The organism is Blautia sp. AF14-40 (assembly GCF_003479665.1).
GTDB lineage: Bacteria > Bacillota > Clostridia > Lachnospirales > Lachnospiraceae > Fusicatenibacter > Fusicatenibacter saccharivorans.
The window spans coordinates 1,659-22,687 of sequence record NZ_QUHK01000035.1 but is presented as its reverse complement, the minus strand read 5'-3'; the positions used below and the strand labels follow the sequence as shown (position 1 = coordinate 22,687).

Sequence of the window (21,029 nt, the reverse complement as noted above, 5' to 3'; positions counted from 1 at the left end):
GATAAGTTTGTGCAAAATTCGATATTTGCTCATTTATAGTACACAAAATAAATATTATAATATGCTCACAAATTATATTCTTCCCGAATATGGAAACCAACCATTTAATGCAATAACCTATGATTTTATAGAAACACATTGTAAATTTCTACTGGAATCAGGCGGTAGAAAAGGCAATGGTTTATCACCAAAAACAGTAAATGATGTGTTGGCTATCATTCGAAATATTTCAAAGTTTGCAATCAGAAAAGGAATTTATGTTGCATGTGATGCTGCCTCTGTTCAGATCAGGCAAAACATTAAACCTATGCGTATTTTAAGCAATGCTGAACAAAGTCAATTATGTGAGCATATATTAAAGAATCCTGAAGCCTGCAGCATAGGAATTCTTGTGTGTTTGTTTACAGGACTGCGTATTGGAGAAATTTGTGCTTTGCGTTGGGAGGATATCTCATTCTCCGAACAATCAATATATATTCATCATACACTGCAAAGAATTCAAATTCATCAGGGAAACAAGGCAAAAACCGAAGTTGTTATGACCACACCCAAAAGTCCTTGCTCTATAAGAAAAATCCCATTACCTGATGAAATAGCAAAAATTCTTATTTTAAATCAAAAATCATCGTCAGGTTATGTGCTGACTAACGATGATTATAAATTTATAGAGCCGAGAACAATGCAAAATAAATTCAAAAAAATTCTAAAAGCCGCAGGGATAGAAAATGCTAATTTTCATGCTTTGCGACATACTTTTGCCACAAGATGTGTTGAACTGGGCTTTGATGTCAAAACTCTTAGTGAAATTCTCGGTCATGCTACTGTCAATATTACCATGAATCGTTATGTTCATCCTACTTATGAGATGAAAAAGAAAAATATGCAAAAATTATCTGGATTATTAGCCGTCAAATAAATTGTCAAGATACCATCCAATAGTGATTTTATCTATTGGATGGTATTTTTTCGTGTAGTGTGATACTCTACGAAAATATTTCCGCAAGGAGTTATTTTTTATTATTATATAGGCAATATTGCCTATCACGTTTATGTTCCATTATAGGCAATAATGAATATATGTCAATATCAAAAGGAGGCGTATATTCATTGATTTCCTATGATCCATTGTGGAACACAATGAAAAAAGTCGGCGCATCAACATATACACTTCAAGTTAAAGCAGGAATCAGCAGCTCGACAATTCGAAGATTAAAAGCTGGAGAATCAGTATCCACAAACACTATTGATGCCCTCTGTAAAATATTTCACTGTTCAGTTCAGGATATTATTGAATTTCTTCCTGAATAAGAACTGCCATAATTAAAAATGTAGTTTTAAAAGTTTTGGATTATTGTATTTTTTATGTTTTCTTTGCACAGAGGTTCCTTCCATCTGATATAATGGACGCAATGCATTATTCAGATGGAGGAATTTTCTCTATGTCACAGACACAAACCCGGCGGAGTTCTCAGGTCGATCTGCTTCACGGCCCGATCCTGAAATCTCTGCTGCTTTTTGCCCTGCCGATTATGGCGTCCCGCGTGTTTCAGCAGATTTACAACACGATGGATACGCTGATCGTCGGCTATACACTTGGCGACTCATCGATTGCGGCGATGGGTGCCTGCTCATCCATCTATGAGATGATGACCGGATTTACGTTCGGCGTCGGAAACGGTCTTGCGATCGTCACGGCGCGCTGCTTTGGACGGCAGGAGACGGACCGGATGAAAAAATCGGTCGCATCCTGTATCGTCATCGGCGTTGCCGTGACACTGGTAGTTACCATTCTGGCGACGATCTTCATGCATCCGCTGCTGCGCCTGCTGAAAACACCGGCGGAGATTCTTGAGGAATCCTACAGCTATATTTCGATTCTCTCGATTTTCCTGTTCGTCATGTTCGCCTACAACCTGTGCTCCGGCCTGCTGCGGGCGATCGGCAACAGCTTCATGCCGCTTGTGTTCCTGATCTTTTCATCGCTGGTGAACATCGTGCTCGATCTGCTGTTTATCCGCACCTTCGGCATGGGTGTCCGGGGTGCTGCGATTGCAACCGTCATTGCACAGGGCATTTCCGTTGTGCTCTGCCTGATTTATATTGTTACGAAAGCGAAAATCCTGCTTCCGGAAAAACGCCACTTCGCGCTGGACCGCGGACTGTACGCAGATCTGCTGGCGCAGGGATTTTCGATGGGATTTATGAGCAGCATCATTTATGTTGGTTCGATCGTTCTGCAGCCGGGCATCAACAGCCTCGGATATGAAACTATCGCCGGACATACCGCTGCGAGAAAGCTGTTTTCGTTCTCCATGATGCCGCTTTCCTCCATGGCGCAGGCCGTCAACATCTACGTTGCACAGAACCGCGGCGCAGACAACTGGGAGCGCGTGCGGAAAGGCATCCGTTACGCTTACATTTTCTGCTTCAGCGTAACCGCGTGCCTGATTGTAATCGTCACCCCGCTTGCACCAACCATGGTACACCTGATCTCTGGTTCATCCGACCCGACCGTCCTCGGAAACGGAGCCCGCTACCTCCGCGTAGCCATCCCGTTTTTCTTCGCCCTTGGTCTTGTCAACTGCAGCCGTCTGGCACTGCAGGCACTCGGAGAGAAAATTCTGCCGTTGCTGTCGAGCTTTATTGAGCTGTTTGGAAAGATTATCTTTGCCATGGTATTCATTCCACGCTACCACTACAGCGCCGTAATCTGGTGCGAACCGATCATCTGGTGCTTCATGGCTGCGGAGCTTGTGATTTCATTGTATCGAAATCCTTATATGAGAAAAGGGAAGACAGGAAACTGATTTTTAAATGAAAAAATTACCGGCCAATGCACGGAAAAATCTGTGTGTTGACCGGTAATTATTGTGAACTTCCTGAAATATTAACTTTCGTTTCGACATGCTCTTGCTTTAAACCAGTTGTAGCATACTTTAAAAGGAATTTTATGAGAGTTAATTAATTCTCGAATTTTCTATCGTTTTTTATTGAAAATGTGGGGAATATGATATTTCTGCATATCGAGAGTTAATTTTATAGGAAGTTCACAATTATATATCACATTATATTATTCATAGCAGGCACTGAATGCAGGTCTCATTTCTTCTATTTGTCTGCGTGTCAGTCCATAATCTGCAGCAATCCGCTCCCAGTTTTGCTTTACCGTTGTCAGGATTTCTTCTGCGTATGATTCTGCTTCGCTTTTTGGAATTCCAAACCGAAAAGCCGTTTGTACAGCAAGGTCAATATCGATGCTGTTGTCCTCTTCATCCACGTTCAAAGAAAGTTCATCGCCATAAGGAACAGGATTTACATCGTAAAGCGGAGAGAGAATCCAACCGTTTTCGGCAAGAATAAAAGCATGGTTCCGCAGGTGATCATCTGTCACAGAACTACGATTGCCCATTTCCTCAATTCAGGGAAATGGGATGATTCCTTGATTTCAGATACGTTAAAACGTTCTGTTATTGAGATTATTTATTCTGAAGCAGCACGCACCGGAAAGCCTGTTTTCTGTATTGTAGATGATACGATAGCTTCAAAGACAAAGCCTTCGTCACGGGCTCTGCATCCGATTGAAGATGCGTATTTTCACCAGCCCCATTTAAAGGGGAAACAGGACTATGGGTCAATGGATGCCATAAGCATCTGTTTCATTAAATTTGAATAAGTCATTTTTGCCTCCTTAGTTAGATGATAAATCGTAAATGCGTTTCTAACTATAGCAAACCTCTTAAATAATGCAGTCCCTTTACAGCGGTGATAAAATATAGTGTAGGAGATGATAGTATGCTACACAATGAAGCTAGAAAACTGGTATTGGAGGCCTGGGATAAAACTCATAATGCCAGGGAAATTGCAAAATATTTTTCAGTAAATGAAAGCACCGTATACCGCCTTATAGAAGAGCGTGCACGCACTGGCAGTTATGAGACCAGAACGCAGCTGAGAGACCGGAAAACAATTCTTACAGAAAAACAGCACCACGATATTCTGGAACTTGTACAAGAACAACCAGATATCACAATGAAGGAGATTGTCGAAACGCTTCATTTACCTGTAGGCGATGAAGCCGTCAGGCGTTTTCTGATAAAGCAAGGTTATACTTATAAGAAAAAATCTTTGCACGCAAAAGAACAGGATCGTCCCCGATGTGCAGAGAAAACGCAGTCAATGGATAGAAACTATATCTGGTGCAAATGCAGAACATTAAATATATCTCGATGAAAGCGGTATTAATACAAACCTCACAAGACACTATGCACATGCAGTACATGGGAAACGTGCCATGGATGCTACCCCGATCAACACGCCTGCCGGAACAACTGTTTTGTCATCCATCCGGCTTAACGGCAGTCTGGTATATACTACGTACCAAGGTGGAGCAACCGCACAGCGATTTCGTGAATATATTGGAAAACAATTGATACCGAGCCTTGAGAAAGACGATGTTGTAATCATGGATAACATGCGTTCTCGTCATGCCCAAATAGTGACGGAACTTTTAGACAAGGCGGGGATCTCCTATCTATATTTGTCACCATACAGTCCAGATTTGAACCCTATTGAAAAAATGTGGTCAAAAATGAAATCCTTTCTCCGAAAGAGGAAAGTCCGTGTTGCTGCTGAACTACCTGAGGCTGTAAAAGCGGCCTTAGAAACAATAAGCACGAATGATTGCAAAGGGTGGTTCCACGCATCTGGAATTTGCGTTAATTAAGAGGATAGCTATAATTGGCTTTTTTCTGATGCCAATCAGAAAAAAGCCGCACAAAATTGACGTAATGTCAAGAAATTTTTGAGTTACTGGTAAGAAAAAGGGAACTTCCTTTTTTAGTAAGAAAATTCCCTAAGTAAATGACATTGCCTGTGAGCTGTAACGATTTTGAGGCTGAAAATCATAAGAATTTCTAAAATCGGAGTCCCAGCCTTTTTTTTACACGTCAGATATGGTAGAATGGGATTTGTAATTCGCAGCGAAACAGCAGATGTTTCAGGGATAAGCGAACGGTAATCGAGAAAATTCGCGATGCGCCGGAAAACGGCGCAGTATGGAGGAATAAAATGAAGAGAAAAGCAGTAGCCATGCTTCTGCTCATGACACTGGGAGTAGCCAGCGTGAGCGGATGTGGAAAAAATGATACAACAAGCAGCAGTTCTGCATCGAGCGCAAGCAGCACAAGCGCTTCGTCGACATCCGATGCATCCAGTACATCGTCGGACAGCACCGCTTCCGAAGAATACATTTCCCCGAGCGAGGTGGACGGCATTCCGGTTGTGGATGAGGATGTGGATCCGGCAGAGTGTGTAACGCTTGGAGATTACAAAAAGCTCACACTGGAAAAGAAAGTAGAGCAGGTAACGGATGATGACGTACAGACGGCCATTATGGCAGAGACAGCTGTCACCATGGACGATCCGGACGCCACCGTACAAAAAGGCGACACCGCCGATATTGCCTATGTTGGCAAAGTTGATGGCAAGGAGTTTGACGGCGGAAGCAGCGATTCCTACAATCTGGTGATCGGATCCGGTACCTTCATCGATGGATTTGAGGATGGTGTCATTGGAATGAAAACAGGGGAGACAAAGGATCTGAACCTGAAATTCCCTGACAGCTATCAGAGTACCGATCTGGCAGGAAAAGATGTTGTGTTTACCGTTACGGTAAATGCGTTTACCCGCCCGGCAGAAAACATTGATGGATGGGAACTCGACGATGCATGGGTAGCAGAGAATACAGATTACAGTACTGTGGAGGAATACCGTGCCGGAAAACGCGCAGAGCTGGAGGCTGCAAATGAGACGACAGCGGAAAATAATCTGCAGAATGACGCGATGCAGCAGGTGGCAGACGGCTGTACGTTTCACAAAATTCCGAAATCCTATATCACCCTTGGCGAAGAAGATTACGATAAACGGTATACCGCTTATCTTCAGAATTACGGCATTTCCCTGGACGACTATCTGGAGCAGTATGCGGACAGAGCGACCTACAATCAGGAGAAAGCAACGTATGCAGGAACGATGGCAAAAAGTGCCCTCCTTCTGGATGCCGTAAAAGAGGCAGAAGGCTGGACAACAGATGACCAGGATTACCAGCAGATCTTAAACGACGAGGCAGCCAATGCCAATATGTCGCAGGAAGATTTCCTGAAGGCAGCCAATGACTATTACGGGGAAGATACGGTAGTGCGCAACATCATGATGGAGCGCATGATCAATATGGTTCTCGATAATGCAACGGTCAATACTGTGACTGTGGATGCAGACGGAAATACAGTAGAATAAAAAGAGAAATCACCCCGGAAAACAGGATAAAAATTTCTGTTTTCCGGGGTGATTTAACCGAATCAAGTAAGTCCCCTGCTTCCATTGCGAAAAGCAATAAGCAGTGGATGGGGACTTGCTTGTATCAGGAGGAGTGCAAGCTCCTTCTGATAAACTGCGGAGCAGTTATTTGGTTATGAGCAAGTAGCGAAGCGGATTGCGAATATCCGCTTCGCATGTGGGAAACGAATTGTGTTCGTTACGCCATGATTTTGCGGAACAGATCCTTCAGATCTTCTACGCTTGCATCCTTCGGATTGCCCGGTGCGCAGGCATCTGCGTGTGCGGAATCTGCAAGGAACTGCAGATCTTCTTCTTTGACTGCCTCGAGAACAGATGGGATTCCAACGTCTGCGGACAGCTTCTTAACAGCATCAATCGCTGCTTTTCTGTACTCTTCCTGAGACATTTCGTCTACACCTGCAACGCCCATGGCACGTGCGATTTCACGGTATTTCTCACCGGTGCACTCCTGGTTGTATTCCATAACGATCGGAAGCATCATGGCACATGCAACACCGTGTGGGGTATCATAAACAGCACCAAGGGTGTGTGCCATGGAGTGAGCGATTCCAAGACCTACGTTGGAGAAGCCCATACCTGCGATGTACTGGCCAAGAGCCATTCCTTCGCGTCCCTCTTTGGTGTTTGCGACAGCACCGCGCAGAGATTTGGAGATGAGTTCGATGGCTTTGAGATGGAACATGTCAGTCATTTCCCATGCAGCTTTTGTGGTGTAGCCTTCGATTGCGTGAGTCAGAGCGTCCATACCGGTGGAAGCGGTCAGGCCTTTCGGCATGGAGGACATCATATCCGGGTCAACAACTGCGATGATCGGCATATCATGCGGGTCAACGCATACGAATTTACGTTTTCTTTCTACGTCGGTGATAACGTAGTTGATGGTAACCTCTGCAGCAGTACCGGCTGTAGTCGGAACGGCGATGATCGGTACACACGGATTTTTGGTCGGTGCGGTGCCCTCAAGGCTTCTGACATCCTCAAACTCCGGGTTTGCGATGATGATACCGATGGCTTTGGAGGTATCCATAGAAGAGCCGCCGCCGATGGCGATCAGATAGTCAGCGCCGGATGCCTTGAAAGCTTCTACGCCGTGTTTTACGTTTTCGATGGTCGGGTTTGGCTTGATATCGCTGTAAAGCTCATAGTCGAGTCCGTTTGCGGTCAGAATATCGGTTACTTTGGAAGTAACGTTGAATTTAATCAGATCCGGGTCAGAGCATACGAAAGCTTTCTTGAAGCCGTGTGCCTTTGCTTCATTTGCGATCTCGGCAATAGCGCCTGCTCCGTGATAAGAGGTTGCATTTAAATTAATACGATTTGCCATGATTGAAAAACTCCCTTCTAAAATGAATAAATGGTTTTACTGAACTTGTTATTATATTAACAAATCCGGAAGGGAAAAAGAAAGTGACAGAAGAAGCGAAGTGTAACACTTTAAAAAAAATCGCCATTGTGACAAAAACAACAGAACAAAATTTGTGAAAAATAACCAGAGAGTGTCTGAAAAACCATTTCCGCAATCTGCAAGCCCCACTTTGACACGCGCTCTAAGAGAGCAGCTGCAGATTCCGGAACAGTTTTTTTAAGTCTTCCGGCATTGCCCGGACGAGAAGAGCGGCAAACTCGGAAGGTGTCAGATCCATGCCGGTAAGCACCCATTTTACGGTCATGGTGATGGAACCCTGACAGTACATTTCGAGAAGAAAATGCATTTCCGGTGAAACCGGACTGCCGCTTTTTTCGTGAATCAGATTTTCGTAGAACGCGAGAATCAGATCGAAATCGTGCTCACGCAGAGAATTCTGCTTGTCGTAGCGGAAGGCAGCGGCGAAAAAAGCTTTTTCTTTCTGAATATAGGTAAATTTCTTTTCCAGACTGTCAAAAACGGTCGTTCCGCGACCCATATGTTCGAAGGATTTTGTCAGTAATTTATCAAAATACCAGTTGATCAGATCGTATTTGTCGAGAAAATTGCGGTAGAAGGTCTGGCGGGTAACACCACAGATTTCACAGATCTGGCGCACGGTGATCTCTTCGACAGGGGTTGTTTTCATGCACTCCTTCATGGATTCGGCAAGACGGTATTTTGTTTTTTCTCCTTTGGGAGCAGATACGGTGGAATGGATCATCCGGGCAGTTTCCTTTCGCTTCGAAAATTGTAACTATGCAGAGTTATGCATATATTATAACGCGAATCCGAAAAAATAAAAAGCCCTGAACATGTTCCGGAGATAAGATACAGGAACATATTCAGGACGATTTTGCCTATTTTCTTTTGTTTACGGCCTGTCCGACACAGTAGCATACAGCGGCAACAACCATGCCGTTGATGGAAGCGATGCCCCAGTGTAAGAGGTTCGCAACAATGGCACCGAGAATGACACCGGCAACCGCAAACCAGTCTACGGTTTTAAGTTTCGGCTGATCGGTTTCAAAGTCCTCTTTGTTCATGAAGTAGGCGAGCACCAGAATCATGCCGACCGGCGGCAGGGTACAGTTCAGAATGTTGAGCCAGCCGCAGAAGTTGTAGTACAGCCATACGGAGGCAACCGTTCCGATGATACCGGAAAGGAGAACCATCGGTTTTTTCCTCTGATGGAAGATGTTGGCAAGACCAAGACCTGCGGTGTACAGAGCGTTGTCGTTTGTAGTCCAGATATTAAGACCGAGAACGAGAACAGCCAGGTAGAACAGGTTCAGGCGGACCATAACCTCGAAGATATCGTTTCCGCCGACAAAGATCGAAGAAACAGCACCGAAGAAAAACATCAGGGAATTTCCGATAAAGAAAGCCACAACCGTGGTGATGGCACCAGATTTTCCGTTCTTTGCAAAACGTGCGAAGTTCGGAGTTGCGGTTCCGCCGGAAACGAAGGAGCCGACACTAAACCATCCGATCTGCGTAAAGCTGGTCATGGCTGACGGCAGATAGGAACCTTTTTCGCCAAAAGCTCTCTGGGACAAAAGATCAAGTGACAGACCGGTTTTTGCACCGACGTAGCCGAGCAGACCGGTATAAATACCAAGAATGATTCCACCAAGGATCAGTGATCCCAAAAAGCCCCAGAAATCGAGGCCGTCAGCGAGCTGCTGGCCTACCCACATGCTTGCCGAGAAGAAGGTGAAACCAAGCTATAAACTTTTAACAGTGTAAGGGGTAGCAACCTGATTGTCAAGGGAAAAGGCGAATTTACATGATTTTCTTACAGAAGAAGGGAATGCGCCGCGATAAAAGGAATTTTACCGGGTTTTGCCTTCTCCGGAAAAATATTCTTTGGTAAGCTCCACAACCTTGCCCGAAAGCAGGAAGAGCGCAATCAGGTTTGGGATTGCCATGAGGCCGTTGAAGGTCTCGGCAATGCTCCACATCAGGCCAAGATTTGCGGTGGCGCCAAGGATGGCAACCAGAGCATAGGCGGCCATAAAATATTTTGTGATTCTTTCGGAGAACAAAAACTCGATGCAGCGTGCACCGTAAAGTCCCCATCCGAGAATCGTGGAAAAGGCGAAGCAGCACATCGCGAACGCGGTGAGCAGCGAAACCCAGTTTCCGTATGTAAGGGTAAAACCGCTGATGGTCAGCTCTGCGCCGGCAGCCTGTCCGTAGGTGATGGAAGTGCCGCTGCAGAGGATGACGAGTGCAGTTAAGGTACAGATTACAATCGTATCAGTAAATACCTCAAAGATACCGAACATACCCTGTTTGACCGGCTTTTTTGTGTCGGCACAGGCGTGCGCGATCGAACCGGTACCAAGACCTGCCTCGTTTGAGAAAATACCGCGGGACACACCTTTTTTCACACTCATGAGCATGCTTCCGACGATACCGCCTGTAACAGCAGAGGGACGGAAGGCGCCCTCAAGGATCGATACGAAAACAGACGGAATCCGGTTGAGATTCAGCAAAATTACACCGATGGCAAGGACAATATAAAACAGAGCCATAAACGGAACGAGCTTTTCTGTTACCTGTGCGATCCGTTTGACACCGCCGAGCAGGATCAGCGCTACGAGTACCGCAATGATGATACCCTGAATCAGGTTGGAGGTAGGGATTGCATCCTTTGAGATCACATGGTAATTCATTAGTGCGGAGTTGACTGCGGTTGTGATGGTGTTGACCTGCGTTGCATTTCCGGTTCCGAACACAGTCAGTACACCGAAAGCAGCGAAAAGATAGGCCAGAAAATGCCATTTTTTGCTGAGACCATTTTTGATGTAATACATCGGTCCGCCGACGAGTTCCCCGTTGGCGTTTTTCTCGTGATAGAAAACAGCCAGTGTTACCTCGGCAAACTTCGTACACATGCCGAGCAGGGCGGAAACCCACATCCAGAACACGGCACCGGGTCCGCCGATAGCGATAGCGCCGGCAACACCGGCAATATTACCGGTACCGACCGTGGCGGCAAGTGCTGTACAGACCGCCTGGAACGGTGTAATTGCGCCATCGGAAGCATCTCGTTTGCGGAACATTCTTCCGAGCGTTGTGCGGATCGCATACGGGAATTTTCGAATCTGGAGAAAACGGGTGCGAAGACTCAGGTAAAGACCGACACCGAAAATACAGATCATAGCCGGAACACCCCAGATAAAATTGTTCACGGCATTGTTGATGGTTTCAATCAGTTGGAGCATAGATACCTCTTTCTTTTTCATAAGCAGAAGCACTTTCTTGGAAGATCAGTGCTTTCATAAAGTAACACAATGCAAAAAGTATATCATCTCAGACGAGATTTGCAAGTTTTTTTCGAGAAAAAACGCGAACCCCCAAATTTTTTGCGATTCCGGAAAGATATATTTTCTCTAGCCTTATGGGTTTACCATGAGCCAGGCGGTTTTTTACGTTTTCTTCCAGTTTTTGTGAAGGAATGCAGCGAAATATGATAGAATAGAAAAAAACAGAAAAGAGGATTATTGCCATGTTTCAGGTAATTGATATGCACTGCGACACCATCCCGGCGCTGCAGTGGAAGGAAAAACAGGAGCATCTTGCGGATGCGGATCTTCAGATCAATCTGGATAAGCTGGAAAAGGGCGGCAGCCTCTGCCAGTGCTTTTCTCTGTTTACGTTCCTGAAGGGACTGAAAGACGAAACACCGTTTGAGCATGTGAGAAAGCTGGCTGATCTCTGGAAATCAGAGGTGGAACGGTATCCGGACCGCATTTGTCAGATCAAAACGTATGCGGATCTGATGCAGGTACAGAAGGAAGGAAAAATAGGTGCGGTGATGACCGTCGAAGAGGGTGGTGTTTACGAAGGCAGTATCGAAAAACTGCACACACTGTACGATCTCGGTGTGCGGATTTCCACGCTGACCTGGAACTTTCCGAATGAGCTTGGATTCCCGAACCCGGCGCAGGAAGAGGGAAAGCCATATCTTCCGGATCTTGAAAACGGGCTGACACCGACCGGTATTACCTTTGTCGAGGAGATGGAGCGGCTCGGCATAGTGATCGATTTATCACACTTAAATGATGCCGGAATCCGCGATGTTTTTGCACATACGAGAGGTCCGGTCATTGCGTCCCATTCCAATGCGCGCGGTGCGTGCTTCCATCTGCGAAACCTTTCAGATGAAATGATTCGTCAGCTCGCAGAGCGTGGCGGCGTCACCGGTATCAATTTCTGTCCGTCGTTTCTGCGCGAGGAGGAGCCGGCAACGAAAAAGGCATCGACGATGGATATGGTACGCCATATGAAATATCTGCGCAACGTCGGCGGTATCGATATCATCGGCCTTGGAACCGATTTTGACGGTTTCAGCGGTGAAACGGATGTGCCGGACACCGCGCATATGCAGCATCTCGCAGATGTGATGAGCCACGACGGTTTCACCGATGAGGAGATCGAGAAGGTCTTTTCCAAGAATGTACTTCGGGTGTTTAGAGAATGCTGGAAATAAAACTACAGCTCCGGTGATGCCGCCAGAAGCTCCTTTGTATAATCATTCTGCGGATGCGCAAACAGTTCTTCCGTCTCCGCGTTCTCCACAATCCGGCCTTCTTTCATCACGAGAACCCGGTCGCACATCTGATAGATCACGTTGAGGTCATGCGAGATAAAGAGAATCGAGAGCTGAAGCTCCTCCTGAAGCTGAACCATCAGCTCCATGATCTGCTTCTGAATCGTCACATCGAGAGCGGAAACCGGTTCGTCGGCAAGGATCAGGCGTGAGCCCTGGATCAGTGCGGCCGCGATGCTGACTCTCTGGCGCTGGCCGCCGGAGAGCTCATGCGGGCGGCGTTTCAGGTGCTCTGCGGAGAGACCGACTCTTTCGGCCATCGCAAGAACCCGTTTTTTTCGTTCTTCTTTCGGAACCTTCTGCATCCGAAGCGGTTCTTCTAAAATCCAGGAGATTTTCTTCGCCGGATTCAGGGAGGAAAACGGGTCCTGGAAAATCATCTGCGGATGGTCGACCTGCGAAATTATTTCGCCCTCATCTGGGCGGATAAATCCTAAGATCACTTTGGAGAGTGTCGATTTTCCGCATCCGCTCTCTCCGACGAGACCGAGAATTTCATTTTCATGAAGCTCGAAAGAGATATCATGAAGCACCGTTTTTCTCTGCTTTCCCTCCTGATAGGAGGCAGAAATATGGCTGACTTTCAGAATGTTGTTCGGACTGATTTCTTCCATGGGTTATTCCTCCTTTTCCGCAGGCGGAGCAGCTTTTTTGTCAGAGCCTGTCGGCCATTGAGCTGTTGGAGCGATTTTGATTCGCTTTCGCAGCGATGTTCGTCGGTTCGGAATTGCATCGAGCAAGCGGCGGGTGTAGTCTTCCTTCGGGTGGAAAAAGACATCGTCTACACTGCCGGATTCCACAATCGTCCCATGATTCATGACGATGACCCGGTCACAGAGCGAACGGATGACGCCGAGGTCGTGTGAGATAAAAAGAATCGCCGTGTGATGGCGTTCATTGATTTTTTTCAGCAACTTTAAGATCTGCGACTGAATCGTCACATCAAGAGCTGTTGTCGGCTCGTCTGCAATCAGAAGCTTCGGTTCTGTAATAAGCGCCGCAGCGATCATCACCCTCTGGCGCTGACCGCCGGAGAGCTGGTGAGGGTATTTTTTGCAAAGCTTTTCCGGGTCGGGAAGCTCGACCTCATGCATTATGGCAAGAACCTTTTCATGACGTTCTGCCGGTGTGCAGCTCTCATGGATCAGCAGTCCCTCTGCAATCTGTTCTTCGATGGTCAGAACCGGATTTAAAGAGGTCATCGGTTCCTGAAAAATCATGCTGATTTCTTTTCCGCGGATGCGCTGCAGATCCTGGTTGGAAGCGTGCGCAACGGAAGAATCTTCGTAGAGAATTTCTCCGCCGGATACGGCGGAATTTTCCTTTAAAAGGTGCAGAATGGAGAGCGCCGTCTGGGTTTTGCCGGAACCGGATTCCCCGACAATGCCAAGCGTCTCACCTTCTTCTAAGGAAAAGGAGATGCCTTTTACCACTTCGGTCGGTGGCGTGGTATCGTAAAATGCAATTTTTAAGTCACGTACATCGAGAAGTGCCATATCAGTTACCGCCTTTCTTCTGTAATCCGTCGCCGAGGAGCGATACGCCAAGCGCCAGTAAAATGACGGCAAGACCGGGGAAAACAGAGCCCCAGGGAGCAGTCATCAGATACGTCTGGGATTCTGAGAGCATCCGTCCAAGCGAGGCATCGGGCGGCTGGACACCGATGCCGAGAAAGCTCATGCCGGCCTCGGAGAGAACGGCGTTGTTGAAACCGATTGCTGCCATCGAAAGAAGGGACGGGACCGTATTTGGCAGGATATGTACAAATATGATCCGAAGATGGGAAACACCCATCAGACGGGCACTTTTGACATAGTCCATATCTTTGCGTGCGAGAAATTCGCTTCTGGTGATACGTGCAAAGCTCGGAATGAATACGATACCGAGTGCAAGGATCACGTTGTATTTGCCGGGACCCAGCAGCGCGATAAATACCAGCGCCAGCAGGATTCCCGGAAAGGAAACAATGACATCGTTTATGCGCATCAGGATTTCGTCAATCCATCCGCCAAAATACCCGGTGAACGCACCGACAAGAACACCAATGGTTCCGCCGAGCAGCAGAGTAGCGAAAGCGACGAAGAAGGTTGTACCGGTTCCTTTTAAGACGCGGCTGAAAATATCGCGTCCAAAGTGATCACAGCCGAACGGGTGTGACAGAGATGGAGCAGCGAACTTGGCTGCGCCGTTCATTGCATCCGGGTCGTACGGTGTGTAGAAAAAGCCGATCAGAAGAAACAGAAGCATAAAAGAGGTGAGAACAGCTCCGATGATCAGCGTGAGATTGCGTTTCTTTTTCATAATGAAACCCCTTTCCTTTGTCGTGGGCGGCTCCCTGCGACCTTTCGGTCGCGGGAGCTGATGATCGAAAGCTCCCGTCAGTCTTTTACGCGGATACGCGGATCAATTCTGCCATACAGCAGATCTACCACGAAATTGATGATAATAATGAGGGCGGCGATCAGTACAAGGATGCCCTGAACCACGGGGTAATCGCGGTTGGAGATCGAAGTGATCAGAAGATTGCCCATGCCCGGAATCGAAAAAACCTGTTCCAGAATAATGCTGTTTGCCACAATATCTGCGATTGTCATGCCCCAGAAGGTCAGTACCGGAATCAGGGCGTTTTTCAGCACATGGTGATACATAACACGGCGTGTACTGTTTCCGCGGGAATAGGCGGTGCGCACATAGTCGGCATCGAGCTGCGAGAGCACAGAGCTGCGCAGCATTTTGACAGCCATGGAACAGCGCGGAAGTGCAATGGCGGCAGACGGTGCAACAAGATAACCGATAAAACCGGAAAAATTTTCAGAAATCGGCACATAGGCGCCCGGCTGAAACCATTTGAGAATCAGACCGAAAAGATACGTGATCAGAATACCGATGAAAAATCCCGGCACAGACATGATCACCTGATTGATCGTCATGATCAGCCGGTCCAAATGGCCTCCGGCGTGCTGTGCTGTGAAAATGCCGAGGGGAATCGAGACAACAAGGATCATCAGGAATGCGATAACGGTGATAGCGATGGTAATCGGAACTTTATCGCGGATCAGTTCTCCGACCGGCATCGAGTACGAATACGAGGTGCCGAGATCTCCATGAAAAAAGCCGGTTACCCACGAAGCGTACCGTTCCAGAACCGGCCGATCCAGTCCCATTTCCTTCTGCAGAGCCTCAATCCGCTCCGGCGTCGCCTCCGTTCCAAGCTGCGATTTTGCCGCATCTCCGGGTATGACGGAAAAGGCAAAGAACGATAAAAAGGATACAAGAAGCAGCGTAAGAAGGAGAGAGCCGAATTTCTTTGCAATGTATTTCATGAATGGAAATTCCTCCTTGTGTAATGTAGGATACTCCGGGAATTTTTCCCGGCTTATAAAAGCAGGCACAGAAAAGCTTCGGGCGTATCGGCTGAAGGTTTTCGTGCACGTCATTTTTATTGTAGACAATGCAGGTGTAAATAGCAAGATAAAATTGGAATATCTCGAATTACAGAATAACAGGAAAAGGCCTCTTGCATAACCGGTGCGGATGATGCAAAAAGCCTTTGATAAATTGCCTTCGATAAATCCCCTGTTTAGTTTTCCATTTCCCGTCCGAGGTACGTTGCCGCTACCTGGAGGAGCTTCTTTTCCGTATCGCCCGGCAGGGACTCCCTGTCTTTGCCGCAGAGAATGACCGAACCGATGGCATCACCGGAGGAGAGAATCGGAAAAATGAGCTCCGGCAGAGGAGTAGTATTGTCTGTGTTTTCCAAAATTGAAAAATAAGCCTTTTCACCGGGACGCGCAAGTACTGTTTTCCGGTTCAGAATCGCTTCCTCCAGCCGGCTGCTGATGGACTTGCCAAGATAATTTTTCTGTTCCGGCCCGTTTGCCGCCACAATCTGTTCCTGATCCGAAACACAGACGAGACATCCGGTCACCGTTGAAATTGATTTTGTAAACCCTGCTGCGCATTCCGCCAGCTCTTCGATCGGTGAGTATTTCTTCAGGATAATCTCACCCTCCCGTCCGGTATAAATTTCCATGGCCTGTCCTTCCCGGATCCGCATCGTGCGCCGGATTTCCTTGGGAACTACCACACGCCCCAGATCATCAATCCTTCGAACAATTCCCGTCGCTTTCATATGAAAAATTCCTCCTGTTTCCGCAATGTACTTTCCATAATTTGTACTGTATGGGTAGTATGTGGAAAAACAGGTGGAATTATGCATGGAAAAAAGAAACAGTATTTCCGCTGTTTGCAGCAATTTCGGAAAAAATACAGTGAAACAGCAGTGGTTAGTCTGGTTGCTCCTTTTACAGAAGACTGCGGTCTTTTCCGAGATAGAACAAAGCGATCGTATCCGGTCCGACATGGCTTCCGGTGCAGTAATCGTAAGAAGTATTGATAAACTCACGCACCTTCACTCTTTTCTGGATTTCTTCCATCATATAAAGAGATTCCTCATAGGCATCTGCATGTGCGATTCCGACGATCTGGTTTTCCGGGTCTTCGATCGTTTCACAGAAAAGACGAATCAGTTCATTTAAAACGGCCTTGCGTCCTCGGACATTCTTGTAGGAAACAATATAGCCATCTTCACTTCCACGCAGAATCGGTTTGATTTTCAGCATATTTCCGACCACAGCGACACTTCCCTTGATTCTTCCGGTACGGGAAAGATATTTCAGATCGCCGACGGTGAAAACACCGTTCATTTTGCTAACGTAGGTTTCCAGAAGATCTGCCGCTTCGTCTACGTTCATGCCCCGATCGCGCATTTCGCTGGCATAGATGGCGAGGATGCCCTGTGCAAGAGAGGCATTCAGGGAATCGACGAGGCGGATTTTACGTTTTCCGCCGTATTCCTCAAGAAGCTCCTCGGCAGCAAGTCTTGCGGAGTTATAAGTTCCGCTGATGTTTTTGCTTAAGGAAAGATAGATGACATCCTGATCTGCCTCAAGAGCGGTGCGGAACGCATCCGCAAAATTTGCGGTGCTGATCAGTCCGGTCTTGATTTCACAGCCGGTGCGCATGGCATTGTAATATTCTTTTCCTTTTGCAAGCTCCTCTTCCGGTGACAGATCCGGGTCGAAGCAGACCAGCTCTTTTCCATTCACAAGATTGACGAAAGAAACGACATGGATATCGTATTTTTTCGCAGTAACAGCAGGCAGATTTGCCGCTGAATCAACAAAAACCTGAAACATAAATAAAATTCTCCTTTGTAGTGTAAATGTCCCCCAAAATGATGTAACTTTTGATAAGCATTGTAGCACATTGTATCACCAAAGAAGAGAGATTTCAATGGAAGATAGACAACATACTACAAAGGAGTGTGCCGACAAGTTGATTCCTGAAATCATCTGTTTTCGGAAGAAATTTGACCAGGTATCAATGCATAGTAATAATGACCAAAAACGGCAGACGTATTTTTAGTAAAAACCGCTTTTGAAATAAAATCGTTTTATCTATAAATGAGCAAGTTCGTGATTTTGCATAAAAGAAAGACACCTTGATTCTTGATGTTGTATAATGAAAGTGACGAAACAAACATTTGCAACATTTACGAAAGAAGGTGCCTCTTGCAAATACTATACATCATTCTTTATTCATATACAACCAGCTTAAGCAATTAAGGATAGAGTAAACTTACTGTCAGTTGGAGAGTTGCAGAAGATTCCCTGCTATGAACTTGACCAGATTGTTTTCTCATAGTCTACTTCTCCCACAGTGTTTTGGTAGCATTTCGTATTTGCTGAAGGTACATGAAAGTGTTCTCCTGTTAAATAATATTCTGTAAGTTATTTTCTATAGATATCCGCTGATAGTAGGTATCTATGATATCCTGCAAAGTAATCGTATTCATTTTTTCTTCGGCAGCCTTTTGAATTTCATTATAAAATCCCTGCAAAGATAACTGAATGTTAATGCCAACGCCACAATCTGGATTGGTATGAGTATCTAAATGAAGCAATGGTTTATCACCTTCAACTGCTTTATAAATATCCAGCAATGTAATCTGATCGGCTGGTTTTGAAAGAGAAGGACGGGCATGTCCGGCTACACTTGTCATAAGTTCCGCTTTTTTTAGTTTTAACATAAGCTGGCGTACAAAGCCGGGATTTGTATGGACACTTTCTGCAATTGAGGCACTGGAGAGGGATTTTTCCTGGTTGATAGCAATCAGAACCATCACATGAACAGTATCACTTAATTTCGTTGAATATTTCATGATAAGAAACTCCTTGTAGTATGATATAATGATCTTGTTTTCACGTTTTTGGGATGAAAATATTTCTGGTTTGTTTAAAACATCCTAAGTTCTCAACAGTTCTTTTTAATGTGTTGATAAACTGTACATTTTTTAATGCTTTGATGATTGTAAATAATATAATTACAACTATAATGGAGATTAAAGGAAAAGTCAACACAGATACTATAAATGTTCACAAAGGAGAACTTATGGAATACAAAAATCAAACAGAAAATCGTGCATTTCAGGAAATGTTGCAGGCAGCAGTAAAACGGCTGCAAAATCGTTCCGGAGAGGAGATTGCTGCAAAAAGCGGGGCTGTTTTTCATAGCAGCCGGAATGTGCTTGAAGTACTGAGTTTTTATGAAACAATTGAAATTCAACTCCCTGAGTTTCGTATTAACTCAAACGTGGACGAATGGCATTATCTGACATTGCTGCATTATCTGGATATGGCCGATGGCACAGAAGGCTCACAGAAGCTCATTACTTTTGGTAACCTGAAAGATGGATTGATACGGGGAACCAAGTTTGACCGGACTGCAGAGCAGAAACTGGAAAAGCTTTTGCAGGATAAAGATCCTGAGAAAATTCAGAAAGCATGTAAAAACCTGGGTGCAGAATTCACAGAAACAAAGGCGGATCTGTGTGCTGTTTTTCCAGTTCTGCCAAGATATCCGGTAACTTTAAAGATATGGTTTGCAGATGAAGAATTTCCTGCATCTGGCAAAATATTTCTTCAGGATCATGCCGATCATTATCTGAGTGTAGAAGATGCGGTAACAGTTGGAGAAATTTTGCTGCAAAAATTATCGGAAGCCTTTTCTTCTCTCTGATCATGAATCAGAAAACTTTCCAACCCGGCTTTGATAAATTTGTCGATTACTGTCTGAATCTGTTTCCAGTCATTACAATGATTGCGGAGCATCAGTCTGTTGATGGAAAGGCAGCCATTCATTTGAAAATAAAAAACCGATTCTGCCTGTTCAAAGGTCAGGAGGCTGTGTGACATAAGCCAGGTCACATAGCCTTCTTTTGTATTTTCTGCTAATTTTTCCAGAAGAATGGGGGCAATTGCATCATCCAGAAACAGTGCCCTATATTGTGATTCCATCTGTATTTTCTGACAGAACGGATAGGAACAGCTTTTTTGATTTAGACAGAATAAATGATCTACAGTTGTTAACATATCCTGAGTCATATCATTAAAAATATCTGATAATACATCATGGATATCGTAGTAATGAAGATAAAAAGTGCCACGGTTGATTTCAGCATTTTTGCAGATCTCTGTAACTGTAATTTTCGTAAAACTTTTCTGCTTTAACAATTCTAAGAACGTATCTTTTATGGTTTGTCTGGTATAGCGGGTACGGCGATCTTGTTTTCTCGTTTTTTCTGACATTATATACTCCTGTATTATTTGGGATCATATGATTTCTCAACAATTTTTCTGATGTGTTGAGTAACCATACAAATCTCACAGACTGATTATTGTAATTTATATAGTAACAACTATAATGAGATTAAAAGAAAAAGTCAACAGATTGTTCAGAATTTTAGGAGGAAAAACATGGGACATGTAATTGCAGTATCAGGAAAAGGCGGCGTAGGAAAAACAACTCTTTGTGGATTGTTGATCCAGTATTTATGTGAAAGCGGAAAACGTCCGGTCCTAGCGGTGGATGCAGATGCAAATGCAAATTTGAACGAAGTGCTCGGTGTTGAGCCGGAGGTCACACTTGGGGAGCTGAGAGAAGAAATTGAGCGGGCAGGCATAGACCCACGATATCAGATTCCCTCCGGTATGACAAAACAGGCATATCTGGAAATGCGTCTTTCTGATGCGATTGCAGAAGAAGACGATTATGATTTGATGGTAATGGGACGAACCCAGGGACAGGGCTGCTATTGTTTTGTAAATGGCCTTGTACAGACCCAGGTTCAGAAACTGCAAAGCCATTATCCATATATTGTGGTTGATAACGAAGCGGGTATGGAACACATCAGCAGAGGAATTCTGCCAATGATGGAAGTTGCGATTCTTGTGAGTGACTGTTCCAGAAGAGGTGTTCAGGCAGCCGGACGTATTGCAAAGCTGATGAATGAATTAAACTTTAAACCACAGAAAACTGGATTAATCGTGAATCGTGTTCCGGATGGAAAACTGGATGCCGGAACTCTGGAAGAAATCCGAAATCAGGGATTGGAACTGTTAGGCGTTGTACCACATGATGACCAGGTATATCAGTATGACTGTGATGGAAAGCCGATCATACGGCTTCCGAAAGATTCTCCTGTAAGAAGTGCACTGGGAGAAATTGTAAAGAAATTAGGATTGTGAGTTGGAGGATTGAAAGTTTGAAAACTGCGCGTCGCATTCTCGTTACTTCAGCCTGCAA

General features: G+C 45.5%; 22 protein-coding genes. 9 read left to right on the top strand and 13 right to left on the bottom strand.

Annotated features, from left to right (window positions below):
- From DWW13_RS16100 to DWW13_RS16090, 3 genes are all read left to right on the top strand, one after another.
- Positions 1–916 (top strand): tyrosine-type recombinase/integrase (locus DWW13_RS16100; protein ID WP_147398333.1); only part of this gene is annotated, 916 nt, incomplete at its 5' end.
- Between the two features lie 191 nt (positions 917–1,107).
- Positions 1,108–1,308 (top strand): helix-turn-helix domain-containing protein, encoded by a 201-nt coding sequence (locus DWW13_RS16095; RefSeq protein WP_117762265.1) that lies wholly within the window; start codon positions 1,108–1,110, stop codon positions 1,306–1,308.
- 131 nt (positions 1,309–1,439) lie between these two features.
- Positions 1,440–2,807, top strand: coding sequence for an MATE family efflux transporter (locus tag DWW13_RS16090; RefSeq protein ID WP_118720559.1), 1,368 nt, complete (start codon positions 1,440–1,442; stop codon positions 2,805–2,807).
- Between the two features lie 263 nt (positions 2,808–3,070).
- Here the strand turns inward: DWW13_RS16090 and DWW13_RS16085 are convergent, their stop codons facing one another.
- Positions 3,071–3,409 carry a HipA domain-containing protein gene (locus DWW13_RS16085; RefSeq protein WP_117762251.1) on the bottom strand — a complete coding sequence of 113 codons (339 nt, stop codon included), beginning with the start codon at positions 3,407–3,409 and terminating at the stop codon, positions 3,071–3,073.
- 383 nt (positions 3,410–3,792) lie between these two features.
- Between DWW13_RS16085 and DWW13_RS16075 the strand changes: the two genes are divergently transcribed.
- The 3 genes from DWW13_RS16075 to tig all read left to right on the top strand — a co-directional run bounded on the left by DWW13_RS16075 (position 3,793) and on the right by tig (position 6,294).
- Positions 3,793–4,230: an IS630 transposase-related protein gene (locus DWW13_RS16075; protein WP_117762252.1), complete on the top strand. Its 438-nt coding sequence runs from the start codon at positions 3,793–3,795 to the stop codon at positions 4,228–4,230.
- Positions 4,217–4,723 carry an IS630 family transposase gene (locus tag DWW13_RS16070; RefSeq protein WP_117762253.1) on the top strand — a complete coding sequence of 169 codons (507 nt, stop codon included), beginning with the start codon at positions 4,217–4,219 and terminating at the stop codon, positions 4,721–4,723. The genes DWW13_RS16075 and DWW13_RS16070 overlap by 14 nt, the downstream gene beginning before the upstream one ends.
- Positions 4,724–5,067: 344 nt before the next feature.
- Entirely contained in the window at positions 5,068–6,294 is a 1,227-nt protein-coding gene (gene tig / locus DWW13_RS16065) for a trigger factor (RefSeq protein WP_117762254.1), read from the top strand.
- Between the two features lie 238 nt (positions 6,295–6,532).
- Here tig and fucO read toward each other — a convergent pair whose 3' ends face one another.
- The 4 genes from fucO to DWW13_RS16045 all read right to left on the bottom strand — a co-directional run bounded on the left by fucO (position 6,533) and on the right by DWW13_RS16045 (position 10,995).
- Positions 6,533–7,681 (bottom strand): lactaldehyde reductase, encoded by a 1,149-nt coding sequence (gene fucO, locus DWW13_RS16060; RefSeq protein ID WP_022462806.1) that lies wholly within the window; start codon positions 7,679–7,681, stop codon positions 6,533–6,535.
- Between the two features lie 223 nt (positions 7,682–7,904).
- Positions 7,905–8,486: a TetR/AcrR family transcriptional regulator C-terminal domain-containing protein gene (locus DWW13_RS16055; RefSeq protein ID WP_022462686.1), complete on the bottom strand. Its 582-nt coding sequence runs from the start codon at positions 8,484–8,486 to the stop codon at positions 7,905–7,907.
- A gap of 136 nt (positions 8,487–8,622) precedes the next feature.
- Positions 8,623–9,462: a cytosine permease gene (locus DWW13_RS16050; protein WP_117762255.1), complete on the bottom strand. Its 840-nt coding sequence runs from the start codon at positions 9,460–9,462 to the stop codon at positions 8,623–8,625.
- A gap of 135 nt (positions 9,463–9,597) precedes the next feature.
- On the bottom strand, positions 9,598–10,995 hold the full coding sequence (locus DWW13_RS16045) for an alanine/glycine:cation symporter family protein (RefSeq protein ID WP_117762264.1): 1,398 nt from the start codon (positions 10,993–10,995) through the stop codon (positions 9,598–9,600).
- A 284-nt stretch (positions 10,996–11,279) separates the two neighbouring features.
- Here DWW13_RS16045 and DWW13_RS16040 point away from each other — a divergent pair, with 284 nt between their 5' ends.
- On the top strand, positions 11,280–12,263 hold the full coding sequence (locus DWW13_RS16040) for a dipeptidase (RefSeq protein ID WP_117762256.1): 984 nt from the start codon (positions 11,280–11,282) through the stop codon (positions 12,261–12,263).
- 2 nt (positions 12,264–12,265) lie between these two features.
- Here DWW13_RS16040 and DWW13_RS16035 read toward each other — a convergent pair whose 3' ends face one another.
- The 7 genes from DWW13_RS16035 to DWW13_RS16000 all read right to left on the bottom strand — a co-directional run bounded on the left by DWW13_RS16035 (position 12,266) and on the right by DWW13_RS16000 (position 18,606).
- Positions 12,266–12,997 (bottom strand): ABC transporter ATP-binding protein, encoded by a 732-nt coding sequence (locus DWW13_RS16035; protein ID WP_117510043.1) that lies wholly within the window; start codon positions 12,995–12,997, stop codon positions 12,266–12,268.
- Positions 12,998–13,000: 3 nt separating this feature from the next.
- On the bottom strand, positions 13,001–13,879 hold the full coding sequence (locus tag DWW13_RS16030) for an ATP-binding cassette domain-containing protein (RefSeq protein ID WP_117762257.1): 879 nt from the start codon (positions 13,877–13,879) through the stop codon (positions 13,001–13,003).
- Between the two features lies 1 nt (position 13,880).
- The gene (locus DWW13_RS16025) at positions 13,881–14,684 is read right to left on the bottom strand and encodes an ABC transporter permease (protein ID WP_117762258.1); all 804 of its coding nucleotides are present in this window, start codon (positions 14,682–14,684) and stop codon (positions 13,881–13,883) included.
- A gap of 77 nt (positions 14,685–14,761) precedes the next feature.
- Entirely contained in the window at positions 14,762–15,706 is a 945-nt protein-coding gene (locus DWW13_RS16020; protein ID WP_117762259.1) for an ABC transporter permease, read from the bottom strand.
- A gap of 257 nt (positions 15,707–15,963) precedes the next feature.
- Positions 15,964–16,515, bottom strand: a complete 552-nt coding sequence (locus DWW13_RS16010) for a stage V sporulation T C-terminal domain-containing protein (protein WP_055221761.1) — start codon at positions 16,513–16,515, stop codon at positions 15,964–15,966.
- Between the two features lie 172 nt (positions 16,516–16,687).
- Positions 16,688–17,581, bottom strand: coding sequence for a DegV family protein (locus tag DWW13_RS16005; protein ID WP_117762261.1), 894 nt, complete (start codon positions 17,579–17,581; stop codon positions 16,688–16,690).
- A gap of 575 nt (positions 17,582–18,156) precedes the next feature.
- Positions 18,157–18,606 (bottom strand): Rrf2 family transcriptional regulator, encoded by a 450-nt coding sequence (locus DWW13_RS16000; protein ID WP_055221751.1) that lies wholly within the window; start codon positions 18,604–18,606, stop codon positions 18,157–18,159.
- Between the two features lie 230 nt (positions 18,607–18,836).
- On the opposite strand from DWW13_RS16000, the gene DWW13_RS15995 reads away from it, so the two are divergent.
- On the top strand, positions 18,837–19,463 hold the full coding sequence (locus DWW13_RS15995) for a DUF3786 domain-containing protein (RefSeq protein WP_055226247.1): 627 nt from the start codon (positions 18,837–18,839) through the stop codon (positions 19,461–19,463).
- Here the strand turns inward: DWW13_RS15995 and DWW13_RS15990 are convergent.
- Positions 19,385–20,032, bottom strand: a complete 648-nt coding sequence (locus tag DWW13_RS15990) for a TetR/AcrR family transcriptional regulator (protein WP_117762262.1) — start codon at positions 20,030–20,032, stop codon at positions 19,385–19,387. The two genes, DWW13_RS15995 and DWW13_RS15990, sit on opposite strands and share 79 nt — an antisense overlap.
- Before the next feature lie 168 nt (positions 20,033–20,200).
- Here DWW13_RS15990 and DWW13_RS15985 point away from each other — a divergent pair, with 168 nt between their 5' ends.
- The gene (locus DWW13_RS15985) at positions 20,201–20,971 is read left to right on the top strand and encodes an ATP-binding protein (protein WP_117762263.1); all 771 of its coding nucleotides are present in this window, start codon (positions 20,201–20,203) and stop codon (positions 20,969–20,971) included.
- Positions 20,972–21,029: the final 58 nt, after the last annotated feature.